The following is a 14415-nucleotide window of genomic DNA, read 5'->3' on the forward strand; positions in this document are numbered from 1 at the left end:
GTGTAATTTTAACGAGAGTTTAGCGGCTAGCAATTAGAGAGATTATTTCCCCCCAATATAACGCTTATATTTACTGGCTTTAAGCTTAGTAATGTCGCACATGCATAAACCGTCTAGGCAGTCGCCAAAGTCTGGGTCTACGCTAAATACTACCGACTGAAAACCACCTTCTTCAAAGAGTGCTGTGTATTGTTTAAATAGCATAGGAAGTTTGTGGCCGACTGCCATAAAATTTGCCTGCATAAAATCGAAGGCTTCATCGCGCTCTTTATTTTCAAACAGAGCTTCAAACTTTGCGTTTTGCTCGGCCGTTAAAGTATAGGGGTGATTCGCTACCGCTAAATTTTCGGGGCATGCATAGTAACGGCGGTAAAAATAAACCAGTTGGTCCATAAGCTCGCGCGGGTAATCTGCGCTCATACTTACTGGCCCAATTAAATAGCGTACTTCGGGGTTGTTAGCTAAAAATGTTCCCAGCCCTTGCCACAAATAATCAAGGCTCGCTTTACCCCAGTATTCAGGGTTTACAAAGCTGCGGCCTAACTCTACACCTTGCTCTAAATATTTTTTAAATTCTGGTTTAAAGTCATATAGCGTGCTGGTGTAAAAGCCGCTTTCACCAAGTGTATCGTAGATGTGTTTGCCCTCGCCTAGGCGATAAGAGCCTGCAATTTTTAGGTTTTCTCTATCCCACAATACTAAATGCTTATAGTGGCTATCGAACGCATCTAAATCGCGCTTTTTACCTGTACCTTCACCTACTTTTCTAAAGGCGAGTTCGCGCAAGCGGCCAATCTCGCGAATAACTGCGGAATCTTGTTTGTAACTTACTAAGTAGATGCGGTTGTTGTCTCGGGTCTCGCCCAGTAGCTTTGCATCGCGCAATTCCTCTTGTAAACGCTGACGATCTTCTGGGTGGGCTATGGTGCGTTCACTTTGAAATATAGGGCGTTTTTGCGAGCCAACTTTATATAAATGCTTTTTGAGACGTTTTACTAGTGTGCGATCGTGTAACTGGTCTGATTCTAAAGCCGCTGGCGGAATCATACCGCCGACACGAAAGTTAATGGTGCGCGATTGCTTGTTAAACATTTCTCTTGCCAGTAGTGCAGTGCCAAGTGGCTTAAACAGCATGCTGGCGCCGTAAAAGAGTAATGAGTTTTTTGCTTTGATATGCACCGGCAGCAACGGCGCCTTGCCGCGGCGAGCAAAATGTAAAAAGCCGGGCAGCCAGCGAGAATCGCGCACACCATTAGCACTGGCGCGGGATACCTCACCCGCAGGGAATACAATAATCGCCTGCTCTTTTTCTAGTGCCTGCATTACGCGCTTGTAGCTGCGGCGGGCACTGCTGCCGGTCATGTTATCCAGTGGAATAATCAGGTTATCTAGGGCAGAGAAATGGCTGAGCATATCGTTAGCGATAATTTTTACATCTTGGCGCACTTCGCCAATAAGCCGCAAAATAGCTAAGCCATCGAGAGAGCCAATGGGGTGGTTGGCGAAAATAACTACGCGACCAGCAGCGGGAATATTGCTTTTATCTCTAGCGCTTACGCGATAGCTAAAGTCGAAATATTCCAGTACGCGGTCGATAAACTCAAAGCCAATGGCATCTTGGTTGTCGCGCAAAAAGGCATTAATTTCAGTTTCGTGGGTAAGTCGGCGCAGGAGGGAGAGTGTAGGTTTGCGGATAATAGCCGGTTGGCTAGCAAACTTAGGAAACTTGTTAGTAACAGCTTGTTCGATGTTTATCATACCAGATCCTTTTCCCACCAAATGTTAGGCATGTTCTCTAGGCTTTATCGCCCAAGTCAGGCTAAATCTGATATGTGAATTTCTGGTTACATATTCGTGATACTTTTTTGTTTTTATTAGGGGGCTTTTACATTACCACTTAGTTTTTTAAAGCTGCATAAGCGCTTAGCCTAGGCACGGCAAGGCTCTCAAGGTAGTTATGAGGAAATATTGATTGTTAAACGGCAAAGAAACTAGCTAGTGTAGTTTGACTAATTGGTTAAGCTGGTTTGCCAGAAGGGATTGATAGGGTTGCAAAAATTGCTCTACCCCATGGAAAGGCGCTAGTTCATCCATGAGTGAATGTTTTAAGCGCTGCGCGAGCACCGTATTTTTAGCCGCTGTGCTGTTTAACAGCAATTCGCCGGCAGGAATGTGGCTTAGGCTGTATTCGTCGTCTTCGGCATTAATGCAGGCCCCAATTTGCAAAGGGATTTTGTCTATGGTTTTGGCCATTTCTATTACCAAATGTGCGCTACACGCCGCCCTAAACAATGGTTCGTGTGGATCGGTGCTAGGGGCTTCGAATATTAAGCTGTAGCCGTCTTCTTCGCGCTCTAAACCGCTGCCGCCATACAGTGCCAGCACATCGCCTAGCATGGTCTCAAGCTTGGCTAGGGTATTGTTTAATGTGCTGGCGTTAAGCTGCTGGGTTAAGCGTTGCAAGTTAGCTACTTGAATAAACGCATAGGCTTGTACCATTTCTTCTGGAGCGGCATCTAACGCTGCGTCTCGCTCATCAGGTACTTGCTCATCCTGCTCTGTAACCTGTTCGTTGTTTTCGCTAACGCTCTGCTTAGGTTTAGTTGGACGATTGGCGTGTTTTTGCGGGGGGCTTGAAACCCACTCAATTGCTCTAGATTCGTACAACGACCAAGCGGCTACCGCCGTGAGTGCTGCAATAAACAGACTTAAAAACATCAATACCGAACGTGTAGCATCTTGGTATTTTTTAAGTGTGACCGTCAGGTAGCCGGCAATACTATCGTGTAGCACGATTGGAGCCGTATAAGTTAAGCCATTCTCACCGGCTTGATGGTGGTTGCCGGCCTGAACGAGTAAGTTGTTTTCTACGTCGTGAATAGTTGCGAGCAGGGTGTTGGGGTTTTCCATTACATCGCGCAATATTACCTGCAACTGCACCAAATCGTGGTTAAACGATGCATCTACGGCTTGATGGGCAGCCATAGTGGCAAGGGCATTACCATAGTGACTTAGGTTGGCTTCCCCTGAGGTAATTAGCCTAGGTACCAACATAAGTGTAACTAGCAGAGCCCCCAGAATGGCACCCATAGAGAATATGCTTAAAGGGGGAAACGTTTTTAGCCTAATGGACATGCTGCTCTCGATCGTTCTTCAGTTTTCAGCTGCTTGGAGATCGCCCTGTAGGCACATAACAAGTAACTGGCATTATCGTTGTGACTTTATTCCATCCTGCCCTTATTAGTGGGCTAAGTAACAGTTATAATGGCGCATCTTTTAATTAAATAGAAGTAGAGACGTGCGCGAACTTATATTGATTAACATTTCTGGCCACGATAAGCCGGCGGTGACCTCTGCAGTAACTCGAATTTTGGCTCAAAACGGCGCTAATGTATTGGATATTGGCCAAGCGGTAATTCACGACCAATTGTCGCTAGGTATGCTGGTGGAATTTAACAGCGGCAGTAATGCCGAGCCAGTGTTGGCCGCAATAGAAGCTAAAATGGCCGAGCTGGAAATGCGCGTGCGTTTTAATCCAATTGATCAGGGCTCCTATCAGGGCTGGGTGCAACAGCAGGGTAAGCCTAGGCACATTGTTACTCTACTAGCGCGGCATATAACTGCCGAGCAAATTGCAGAGCTAACCCATGTGGTGGCAGCGCATGGTCTTAATATTGACAATATCAGCCGCTTGTCTGGTCGCGTATCGCTGGAGCACGACAACGATAAAACTAAAGCTTGTGTTGAATTTAGTGCACGGGGTACGCCTGCAGATATCAGTAAACTGCGAGCCGATTTCGCCGACTTAGCCTCTAAGCTCGACGTGGATATAGCCTTCCAGCAAGACAATATGTTCCGTCGCACTCGTCGCTTGGTATGTTTCGATATGGATTCAACCCTTATCGAAGCAGAAGTGATTGATGAGCTGGCTAAAGCGGCCGGTGTGGGCGATGAGGTAATAGCAATTACAGAAGCCGCAATGCGCGGTGAGCTGGACTTTAAAGAAAGCTTCACTCGCAGAATGGCTTTGCTAAAAGGCTTAGATGTATCTGTTTTAGAGAGTATTGCTGCAACACTGCCAATCACCGAAGGCGCAGAGCATTTAATTTCTTCGCTGCGTAAATTAGGTTACAAAACGGCGATATTATCCGGTGGCTTTAACTATTTCGGCCAATATTTACAAAGTAAGTTAGGTATCGACTACGTATTTGCCAATGCGCTTGAAGTTGTTGATGGCAAGGTTACTGGGCGTGTAACGGGGCAAATTGTAGATGGCGCGCGCAAAGCTGAGTTACTTCGCGAGTTGGCGGCAAAAGAACAAATTAGCCTAGAGCAAGTTGTCGCAGTCGGCGACGGCGCCAACGACCTGCCCATGTTGAGTATTGCTGGTTTAGGTATAGCCTTTAGGGCCAAGCCGCTAGTAAAGGCCGAAGCGAAGCAGGCCATATCTACCTTGGGGCTGGATGCCATCTTATATTTGATGGGCTTTCGCGATAGGGAAATTAACGAGGCATAAACACTTTCAATTACCAAAAGGAGGTTGGTTGTGGCTATAAAAGGGTACCGCTTTGGCGACAGTATTACAGAGTTGACTTTAAGCTTATTGCTTATAGCGATTGCGGTATCGTCTATTGTTGTGGCCTCGCGTCCGCTTTTAGAAAAGTTCCAGCGGCGAGAGGCGCTAGTGATAGCCGCAGGGGCTGCTGCAGATGTGGCCGAGCACCTAGCTTACTATGGCCATTTAGAAGGCCTTCATTTTCGGCAAAATACACCGTACTTTTCTATTGTTGGCGAAGATAGGGTATTTAACGCCTTTTATCGTGACGAATCCAGTCCGTCTATGCGCTTTCAATTCATTCCCAAAACTATCGATGGCATTCCTCGTAGGGTGGTTATTCGTTGCTCGGCGGATGTACCCTATATGTTGCCTCAAATATGTATGCATCCTCTTTAAGGAAGAGCTAGAAGGAAATAAACATGGCTAAAATCGCTACAATGCTAAGCGATCTATCTTACCTATTGCGGCAATATCGTCATCTTCGTCGCCAAGGCATAGCCCATTCGGACGCCATTGCCCAGCTGGACCCAGTAGTACAAACCATGCCTGCATCAAGAATGAGCGCTTGGCAGAAAATAGCTCAGCCCGAGTTAGGGCGCGAGAGCGATAACGCAAGTAAGGACGAATCGGTATTTGGTTTTGCAGCCGCGCAACACATTGCCGATGAAGATGTGCCTCAAGTGCTCGAAGCTTGGCGAAGAATGTTAACTTCTGTTGATCAGAATTTAACACTTTCTTTTGGTGCTCTATACACAAGAGTGGCCTATCTCAGTTATCTAATGTTTATACTGGTTGTGGTTGTATTTATTTACAGCACAAAAGTACTGCCGAGCTTTTTGCGCACGTTTGAAAATTTGTCTGCATCACTGCCAAACTTTACTGAGTTTTTTATCGGGCTAGTGACAGGGCCGGGAATTTTAATTGTCTTTGCTATTTTAGTGCTGATGAGTAGCCCGTTATTTGCGTTGATGTATTTAAATTCTCGCGTAAGCGATTTAAGGCCTGCACCAAAATGGTTAAGCCACGTGCCCATAGCCGAGCGCGTCGCGGAAAAATACCATGAGCTGTTGTTATTATTAACAGTGTGTATTCGTCATTCGGCAAAAACCGAACAAGGCTTACAGCAAAGTTTGGATGAAAGTGCCGGTCACTTTGGTTTTAAAAATATTGTTTTAGGTAAAGCGCGAAAACACACATTGCAGCATAGCGAGCAGCTTGGCACATTAGCAGAAGAGGCTGACTACCAGTTTGATAGTGGCGTACAAGAATTTTTGGTCCATTGTGAAAAAGCGCAAATGGCAAGCGGGTTACTGGTGCAGATGACCATATTTGTATTGGTCGGATTGTTAGTTGTTGCTATGTATTTACCAATATTTGCTTTAGGAGAGGTGGTGTAATGGAAGCTAAAATTAAAGGGTTTACTCTTATAGAATTAATGATTGTTGTAGCCATTATTGGCATTCTTGCTGCAGTGGCGTTACCTGCTTATAGCCAGTATGTGACGCGTGCAAAAATTGTAGATGGGTTGGCGCTCGTGCAAGAGTTAAAAGGCGATGTAAAAGAGTATCATCGCTACCACAATGTTTTCCCCGCGACTAATGCGCAAGCGGGTATACCCGCCGCCAATAAGCTGCTTTCCAATTTCGTAACAGGGGTGGAGCTTGAAGGCGGTGCTTTTCATGTCACCTTTGGGTTTAAAGCTGGTGCGAGTTTGGATGGCAAAGTGTTAACGCTACGTCCAGCCGTTGTGATGGGTAGCCCGCAAAGCCCTTATACCTGGGTGTGTGGTTACGACGAGCCGGTAATGGGCATGGTTGCCGTTGGTGAAAATAAAACCGATATAGATAAATCGCTGCTACCGAGTTCATGTCGCGGCGTAATGTAACGCTTCACGTTTGGTTTTTAGGTGTTTAATGTCTGTAACCAAAAAGGGCTGTATAACGCAGCCCTTTTTATGTTTTTTAATTAATTATCTTAGCTTTCCATATCAAAGTCGTAATTCATCTGCTCGGATGGCCCTTGCAGGTAGAAGCCTTGAATGTAGTGCACACCGGACTGCCAAAGTTTAGAAAGAATACTCGCGTTCTCTACAAATGGAACAATGGTAATCATATCCAGTTGGTGTAGCTGACTTACAAGCTCGTTAAGTGTTTGGGTATCTTCGCCGTTTTGTTGCAGCTCTTGCGTGAACGAGCCGTCAATTTTAATGTATTGTACTTTGATTGTTTCTAGCGCCTTAAATGGGTTTAGGGCGCAGCCAAAGCGATTAATACTTAATTGCGAGCCTAGGGCGGCCACTTTCTTGGTGAAGTCTGCTGCAACGTTTAGATGATCGTTTACATCAATTTCATTTAGTTGAAATATCACAGAATCTTTAGGTAGGTTCGCGGCTTTAAATGCAACGCCTAACCAAGGTGGTAGGGTGGCATCTAGCATGGACTCTCGGCTTAAGTTGATAAGCAGTTGAGTGTTGTTACCGTTCGATCTGTGTTCGGATAAAATCTTAATAGATTCTAAAATCACCCAGCGATCAATTTTGGTTGTGGCGCCAATTTCGGCTGCGCTAGATAAAAACTCTGTCGGCGATACTTCTTCATCGTCGTCTGGGCCAACCATGCGCAGCAATACCTCGTAGTGCTCTTTCTCCGAGCCGCGCAAGCTAAGTATTGGTTGGAACAGTAACTTGAATTTACCTTGATCCAGCGCCTGCTGGACTTTGATAGCAATATTTTTCTTGGTGTCTTTTTTATTTTCTGGCTCGTAAATTTTAACGGAAGCGTCGTCGGATTTACGTGCAAGCTCAAGCGCTTTGTGCGCGTGATCAATAGGGATGTCGGCCTTGGTAGAAATCTCGTTAATTAGAGATATACCAATATTGTAGGTGAATTGCATTGTGGAGCCATCTACATCCACAATATAGTCACGTAATTGTTGGCAAATCTTTTCTGCTCGTTGGGCTGCTGTCTGAGGGTCGATTTTGGGTATCAACACCATGAAAGAGTCTTCGCTATAGCGGCAAAGTGTATCGCCCTTCTTCATGAGTTCTGCTGCATATTGTGCAATTTGGGCAACCACTAAGTCGGCGGATGCGATACCCACTTTGCTTTGCACTGTTTCTGAAAATGCATCGATACCTATATGGAATAGGGCGCTGTTGTAAACGCCATTTACGGCATTGTTTACTTCTTTGTCGAGAATATCTATAAGGTAAGTTTTGTTGTATAGGCCGGTGGCGATATCTTGGTTTTTAATTTGTGCGAGTTGCGCTTCTAGCTCTTCGTTGTCTGTCACATTGGCGCGCACAACAAATTGTATACAGCTTTCTTCGTCGTAGGTTGCTTTACGCACGTCTACTTTTAATTTTCTGGTGCTGTCGTCTGCAAGTAGTGCTGAAAACTCTAGAGCAGTAGTATCGACATCACTGCCTTTTAAGGTGAATTCTTTTAAGAATTTTTTAACAGCGGCTTGATCTGCTTCGGCAATAACATCAATTACCGGCATACATTCAATGTCGTCGCGGGACTCGTGATCTAGCAGTTCTGCAAAGGAATCATTAGCGTATAAAAACATGCCGTCTTGAACGAAGGCTATTGCATCTCGCGAGCTGTCTAATAGTTGTTGATTGCGGCGTTCAACCTCTTTGTGGCGGCGTTCGGCAAAGCGTCTGTGCTCTCGCTGCTCGAGGGCGTTTAGTTCGCGTTCTATTACCAATAGCAGATGTTGGTCTTCATCTAAACGCACAACATCTGCAGCGCCCATTTTCATCCCCTCTACAACGGGATGGGAGCCTTCTTTATCAGTAAGTAATATGGTAGGAATATCTTTATTTAGCCGACGGATAACTCTAATTGCATCCTGCGGAACAAGATTGGTGGTCTCATCGTGAGCAATTAATAGGTCCCAGCCTTTCTCTTGCAATAACTTGTTAAGTGCTTCGTCGGATTCTACGTATTGGGCTCGTGCTGGTCTGCCGGCATTGTGGAGCATGCTTGTTAGCCGCTCAGCTTCGGCACGGGAGTCATTTAGAATTAACAGTCTAATTGTTCTGGTTTGACTCATAGTGTTTATTTGATCCGGTAATGACTGCTTATTGGTCTAACAGGCTAGGGGAGGTGATTGTGGTGGCGACGGTGTTGTGCAGCTAGATAGCCAACAATTTTATCGCTTGTCCCCAATGCTGTTAGTGCAAAATTGTTTCTCAAGTTTAACGCTGTTACTCGTCGCAAGTCCAGAAACCACGCCGTATAGGCGGCGATAACAGGATGTTTATCACAACCTGTTAATCGTCATCCCAAGAAGAATCGAAAGATTGCTTGCTAGGTGGTGTGACGGGCCTTGAACGTGGTTCTTCATCTTGCATTTGTTCTAACTGTGTAAAAGCAAACTGTTTGATATTGCTGGTGGAAAACAAGCATTTGCCCAGTTTAATAGAGAGTGTTTGCTCTCCATTCAATAATTTTGCTTTCCCACCCTCACCAAACGGCGCTGTTGCGGTAATAAGTGTGGGCTGCGTGCGGCCATCTGCTTTTTGGCTCACGTGAATGGCGCGCATGTAATCTGAATGGCCACCCATATCGTAAACCTGCGCAATTGCACTCGCCTTTGGGTGCTGACTAATAATCTTAATACCCAGTTGCGATGCTTGTTTTAATTGCTTCACCCAGCGAATAACAGCAACGCTCCAGTGCAGGCGACCAAGCTCTTTGATTGCGATTATTTCGCCCGCCTGAATATTGGAAGGCATTTTGTCCTTCCAAAGTAAACAGTAGCCCCCTGGGCTGGCATTCACTATGCTTACTTTGTTGGCGGGCATTGCAGCTGCTTTGCTGCGCTCGCCATTGGGTGTTACCGAGCTGTGAAAATCGCCGTACTCGCGATCATTTAACGGGTTAGACAGATTGATAGATCCAGTAAAGTCATTAAACGACATGCCGCCGGCAATAGCTTGATGGCAATCGGTGAGGCCTGCACATATTTCTGCTGTCGCTTGAACCGGGCGACGCTCCTGCCCCCGCTGCGCCACATGCCCCCAAGCATCTAAAGCGTGCTGCAGAAGCGCTGCTGGGAAGTCGGCAGCAACACGTATGCCGCTCGACTGAGGTGTACTTTCGCCGGTGGATATCTTGGCAAGCATGCCCAGCAGGGCGCCCATATCTATTTCAAGTAATAAATCGCTTTGTTTGCCGTCGAATCTATTTTTGTAAGTGGGTGGGGTGCCAGCAGATAAATTCACTATAAACAGATTGTTTTTGTTGCTGGTAATGCCTTTGTTTAGCTTTACTAATTCGCTCCACGTTTCGAGTGCAGCGTTTAAATGTGTAACGTCGTGCTGGTTTAGCTGATTAGGCCGGCTGGCAGCTAGCAGCAGTGTGCGAATATAGGCTGCGCTAATTGTCGTTGTGCGTGAGGTTTCTAGTAAGGCATCAACCACCGACTTCTCATTTAATTCGTAGTACTCACTAATTTGGTATAGCGCGTGTAGTGATTTCCATAGGCCCTGTGGCGGTTGGGTATACAGTTGAAAACCGCGATAGAAAATAAGGCTAATTGCCGTGATAGCGCGGTGTAATATTTGCGACAGGTCAGTGTAGGTTTGCTGCTTGAGCCTGCCGCTTTTAATACAGTCAGCTAGGCATACTAAGTAGCCGTCGAGCATTTGTTTCTGTAGTGCCTGAGCGACAATGGCTGTTTTTTGTGCCGTTTCAGGCAGTACTACCGGTTGATTCAAAAACTCTCTAGTTAGCCCCGTGATGCAATGCTGCACCCGCGGCCGCAAAAGCTCTAGCATTTCCATGCGAACACTGTAGTTGCATTTTAATTTGCTTAGCTCGGGTAGGGCTTTGTACAGAACAACACTGGTATGGGATATTTGCGTGGCTTTTAGGTCGCTTGCCCATTCGGCAAGCTTAGCGGGCTTATTGCTATTACAAAAAGTTAGGCGAGACAGATCCTGCACTGGCAATGCCATTTGTGCGAGTAGCTCAATTGGATTCTGTTCTTCCGCCATGAATTCGAAACGCTTCATCAATGAATGTAATAGCTCGTGCTCCTATCGCACGGCTTGTTCGGCCCTATGTCGTAACGTAAAAGGTAGTGTATATCGCAATGTACACCTAATTATTAGTATAGCCTAGGTTATGCTCGGCACCGTATACCGCCGTTTTTGATGCAGCATTGGGTACTTCTCTTACTAACTTGGGTACTAGGTAGCCAGGTAGAGTAGCCAGCAAGTGGTTGTGCAACGCTATAGCGGAAGCTTCATCAACATCAAAGTGCGCGGCGCCCGTTACTTTATCTAATAGATGCAAATAGTAAGGCAGTATGCCACAACTGAACAACCGTTTGCTGAGTGAAACTAGGCAAGACGCTGAATCATTCACACCTTTTAGTAAAACTGACTGATTTAGCAGGGTAATATTTGCTTTTTTTAGTATTTTCAGGCGGTTATGTACGTGCTCATCAATTTCTGCTGCATGATTAATATGCACCACAATTACACATTGCAACCGTGTTTTGACAAGCGTATCAACTAATTCACTCGTTATGCGGTTTGGCAGAACAACGGGAAGGCGGGTGTGAATACGCAGGCGTGTTACATGCGGTATGACGGCTATTTGGTTTACTAGCCATTGCATTTGCCTGTCGGATACCGCTAGCGGGTCGCCACCGCTTAAAATCACTTCGTCAATGGATTCATTGTCGGCTATATAGCGCAGCGCTTCTTGCCATTCTGCGCGGCTAGGGGTGTTGGTTTGGTAGTCAAAGTGCCTTCTAAAACAGTAACGGCAGTTAATGGCACATTGCGATGCACTAATAAGCAGTACTCTACCGTGATATTTGTGGATAACACCTGGGGCAGGGTTGAAGCTTTGCTCTGCCAATGGGTCGGCGGTGTAGCTTGCGGGAGATGTTAGTTCTGCCCCCAAAGGCAGGACCTGTCTAAGCAATGGGTCGTCTACATCGCCGGGTTTTATACGAGATGCGTATGATTGCGTCACCCGCAGCGGAAACAGCTTATTGGCCTTTTGCGCACTTTCTAGCAGTGATTCGGGCAGCTCTAGGCGTTCCAAAAGCTCCGCAGGGTCGGTAATCAGCGAAGAAAGCTCTTCTTGCCAGCTTATACTCTGCCATGTTGGGATAGTTCGTTGTATCATTAGCGCCTTTTTGGGAATCTCGTTGGCCCGTCCAGTAAGGTTAACGGGGTTAGATTGGGTTTTGGCTCTGCTATCTGGCGCTTAGTGCGTGCAGCAGTGTTTGGTTAAAGCCGCGTATTTAAACAGCTATTGAATCAGCTATTCAAACAAAAGTTGTGCCGGTAGTGTTCATTAAAGGTTAGAGATCGAAAATGGCAACGTATTCAGCAAGTGATTTCCGCAGTGGTTTAAAAGTAATGCTAGATGGCGACCCGTGCGCAATCGTAGAAAACGAGCTTGTTAAGCCTGGTAAAGGTCAAGCTTTTGCCCGTGTTCGCTTGCGTAACTTAAAAACCGGCCGCGTGTGGGAGCGCACGTTTAAATCTGGCGAAACCTTGGAAGGCGCCGATGTAATGGATCGCGACATGGAGTATCTCTACACCGATGGTGAGTTTTGGCACTTTATGGAGCCAGATAGCTTCGAACAGTACCAAGCAGACGCAAACGCTGTAGGTGATTCCGCAAAGTGGCTGCGCGAACAAGACAAAGTAATTGTTACTTTATTCAACGGTTCGCCGTTGGCTATTACCCCGCCAAACCACGTTGAGTTGGAAATTGTAGAAACTGACCCCGGTTTGAAAGGTGATACTGCGCAAGGCGGCACTAAGCCTGCAACCCTTACTACGGGGGCGGTTGTAAAAGTACCTCTGTTTATATCCACCGGCGAAGTGGTACGCGTTGATACGCGCACTGGTGAATACCTAGGCCGAGCCAGTAAATAAGCGTAGCGCTAGCGTTACTAACGGGGCCTTCTGGCCCCGTTTTCAATTGTGCAATCCATTTATACGAGTTCGACTATGTGGCAGCCCTCCGCATCTGCAATTAATTTAAAAGCGCGCAGTGCATTATTGCGCGCTATTCGCGAATATTTTTACCCGCGCGCCGTCATAGAGGTGGACCCTCCTGTTATTGGGCGTCACACGGTAACCGACCCCTACCTTGAGCCATTAACGGTGAGTATGGGGGCTAACAACCCAGTGGGTTACTTGCAAACATCGCCCGAGTATTTTATGAAGCGCATGCTTGCGAGCACTGGCGAGTCAATGTACTACTTGGGCAAAGCCTTTCGTCGCGATGAGTCGGGCCGAAAACACAGCCCTGAATTTACCATGTTGGAATGGTATAGGCCTGGGTTTGACGATATAGACTTGCGTAAAGAGGTGCTCGATTTGGTTGGCTATGTAAAAAACCAGCTTGCAGAGCAGGGGGCGGTTGTAGCCACTAATGATTGGGCTGTTTCAGAAATAAGCTATGAAGATGTGTTTAACAATGCGCTTGGGGTTAACCCGCATACGGCGCCAGTGGCCGAATTGAAGCAAATTGCGCAGGCTAAATTAAATGTAGATTGGGATGATGACCACCGCAACACTTGGTTGGACTTGTTATTTAGCCACTTAATTGAACCGAATTTACAGGGCTGTGTGTGCGTGTTTGATTTTCCAGCCTGTCAGAGCGCGCTGGCAAAAGTAAAAGTGCGCAGCGATGGGGTTGCCGTAGCTCGCCGGTTTGAGGTGTATATAAACGGGGTGGAGCTAGCAAATGGCTACTGGGAGCTTACCGATGCCGCTGAACAGCGCAAACGTTTTAACGCAGACCATGCTCGACGCGCAGAGCTAGGCTTAAGCCTTCCACAAATAGATGAAGCGTTTATGGCTGCAATTGAAGCCGGTTTACCCGAATGTGCCGGCGTAGCCTTGGGGGTGGATCGCCTGCTAATGGCGTTGTTGGGGGCAGATAAGCTAAGTGATGTGTTGCCTTTTACTGCTCCAAGCTAAATTAAAGCGCGGTAGCAACCGCGCTTTAACTGCTAATCATTTACTCGCAATCGCACTGAATACCGTGGTTCATATCTAGTGCTGGGCTTTGCGACTGTGGTACACCGACGACGCGTGCAGGCACACCAACAACCGTAGTGTGTGGAGGCACAGCTTCAAGCACCACACTGCCAGCGCCTACCTTTGCCCCTTCGCCAATTTCTATATTGCCAAGAATTTTAGCGCCGGCGCCCACCAACACGCCCTTGCGTACTTTGGGGTGACGATCGCTGGCTTCTTTGCCGGTTCCGCCAAGGGTGACGCCTTGCATTAGCGATACATCATCTTCGACGACGGTAGTTTCACCAATTACTATTCCTGTGGCGTGGTCCATCATAATGCCTTTACCTATGCGCGCAGCAGGGTGAATGTCTACCCCAAAGGTAAGCGCAATATGGCTTTGTAAGAAATAGGCCAAAGATTTACGACCGCGTTTGTACAGGCAGTGGGCCACGCGGAATGCTTGCAACGCGTGAAAACCTTTAAAGTATAAAAAGGGCAATGCATACGAATTGCAGGCCGAATCGCGATCGAAAACGGCGCGAATATCTGCGCGCACGGCTTCGCTAATGCAGCTGTCGTGGCTCATCGACTCTTCAATAATCTCACGAATTTGCAGGGCCGATATCGCAGGGTTTGCCAGTTTGTGGGCCAAGTGAAAGCTCAAGGCGCTTTCTAGTGTATCGTGATTTAAAATAGTTGCGTGTAAGAAACTCGCCAATGCGGGTTCTTCTTCCACTTGTTCCCGAGTTTCTTGGCGGATGGTTTGCCAAACTGGGTCCAACTCCTGAGACTTTTGGTCCGCAAGGGTCGAAATGGGTGTTGTTTTGTGCATGTCACACTCCAAATG

Annotated in this window: 12 protein-coding genes; 6 read left to right on the forward strand and 6 right to left on the reverse strand. The window is 46.8% G+C overall.

The features are described 5' to 3' along the window. Nucleotides 1–42: 42 nt before the first annotated feature. Nucleotides 43–1758, reverse strand: a complete 1716-nt coding sequence (locus SDE_RS05625) for a GNAT family N-acyltransferase (RefSeq protein ID WP_011467555.1) — start codon at nucleotides 1756–1758, stop codon at nucleotides 43–45. A gap of 237 nt (nucleotides 1759–1995) precedes the next feature. Continuing rightward, the gene (locus tag SDE_RS05630; RefSeq protein ID WP_011467556.1) at nucleotides 1996–3135 is read right to left on the reverse strand and encodes an acetyl-CoA carboxylase subunit alpha; all 1140 of its coding nucleotides are present in this window, start codon (nucleotides 3133–3135) and stop codon (nucleotides 1996–1998) included. Nucleotides 3136–3298: 163 nt separating this feature from the next. Here SDE_RS05630 and serB point away from each other — a divergent pair, with 163 nt between their 5' ends. The 4 genes from serB to SDE_RS05650 are packed head-to-tail and all read left to right on the forward strand — an operon-like array spanning nucleotide 3299 to nucleotide 6443. Continuing rightward, nucleotides 3299–4516 carry a phosphoserine phosphatase SerB gene (serB, locus tag SDE_RS05635; RefSeq protein WP_011467557.1) on the forward strand — a complete coding sequence of 406 codons (1218 nt, stop codon included), beginning with the start codon at nucleotides 3299–3301 and terminating at the stop codon, nucleotides 4514–4516. A gap of 30 nt (nucleotides 4517–4546) precedes the next feature. Next, complete coding sequence (locus SDE_RS05640) at nucleotides 4547–4954, forward strand: hypothetical protein (protein ID WP_011467558.1); 408 nt, start codon at nucleotides 4547–4549, stop codon at nucleotides 4952–4954. Between the two features lie 23 nt (nucleotides 4955–4977). After that, the gene (locus SDE_RS05645) at nucleotides 4978–5955 is read left to right on the forward strand and encodes a hypothetical protein (RefSeq protein WP_011467559.1); all 978 of its coding nucleotides are present in this window, start codon (nucleotides 4978–4980) and stop codon (nucleotides 5953–5955) included. After that, on the forward strand, nucleotides 5955–6443 hold the full coding sequence (locus SDE_RS05650) for a pilin (protein WP_011467560.1): 489 nt from the start codon (nucleotides 5955–5957) through the stop codon (nucleotides 6441–6443). Before SDE_RS05645 ends, SDE_RS05650 begins: the two co-directional genes overlap by 1 nt. Nucleotides 6444–6532: 89 nt before the next feature. Here the strand turns inward: SDE_RS05650 and SDE_RS05655 are convergent, their stop codons facing one another. From SDE_RS05655 to epmB, 3 genes are all read right to left on the reverse strand, one after another. Beyond that, nucleotides 6533–8617: an EAL domain-containing response regulator gene (locus SDE_RS05655; RefSeq protein WP_011467561.1), complete on the reverse strand. Its 2085-nt coding sequence runs from the start codon at nucleotides 8615–8617 to the stop codon at nucleotides 6533–6535. A 220-nt stretch (nucleotides 8618–8837) separates the two neighbouring features. Then, nucleotides 8838–10565, reverse strand: a complete 1728-nt coding sequence (locus tag SDE_RS05660) for a hypothetical protein (RefSeq protein WP_041325320.1) — start codon at nucleotides 10563–10565, stop codon at nucleotides 8838–8840. 106 nt (nucleotides 10566–10671) lie between these two features. After that, the gene (gene epmB / locus SDE_RS05665) at nucleotides 10672–11712 is read right to left on the reverse strand and encodes an EF-P beta-lysylation protein EpmB (RefSeq protein WP_011467563.1); all 1041 of its coding nucleotides are present in this window, start codon (nucleotides 11710–11712) and stop codon (nucleotides 10672–10674) included. A gap of 191 nt (nucleotides 11713–11903) precedes the next feature. Here epmB and efp point away from each other — a divergent pair, with 191 nt between their 5' ends. Then, nucleotides 11904–12473 (forward strand): elongation factor P, encoded by a 570-nt coding sequence (gene efp / locus SDE_RS05670; RefSeq protein ID WP_011467564.1) that lies wholly within the window; start codon nucleotides 11904–11906, stop codon nucleotides 12471–12473. Between the two features lie 75 nt (nucleotides 12474–12548). After that, the gene (epmA, locus tag SDE_RS05675; RefSeq protein ID WP_011467565.1) at nucleotides 12549–13526 is read left to right on the forward strand and encodes an EF-P lysine aminoacylase EpmA; all 978 of its coding nucleotides are present in this window, start codon (nucleotides 12549–12551) and stop codon (nucleotides 13524–13526) included. A 40-nt stretch (nucleotides 13527–13566) separates the two neighbouring features. On the opposite strand, the gene cysE is transcribed toward epmA, so the two are convergent. Next, nucleotides 13567–14400 carry a serine O-acetyltransferase gene (gene cysE / locus SDE_RS05680; RefSeq protein WP_011467566.1) on the reverse strand — a complete coding sequence of 278 codons (834 nt, stop codon included), beginning with the start codon at nucleotides 14398–14400 and terminating at the stop codon, nucleotides 13567–13569. Nucleotides 14401–14415 lie beyond the last annotated feature (15 nt).

The sequence above is a fragment of the Saccharophagus degradans 2-40 genome, assembly GCF_000013665.1.
GTDB classification, from domain to species: Bacteria; Pseudomonadota; Gammaproteobacteria; order Pseudomonadales; family Cellvibrionaceae; genus Saccharophagus; species Saccharophagus degradans.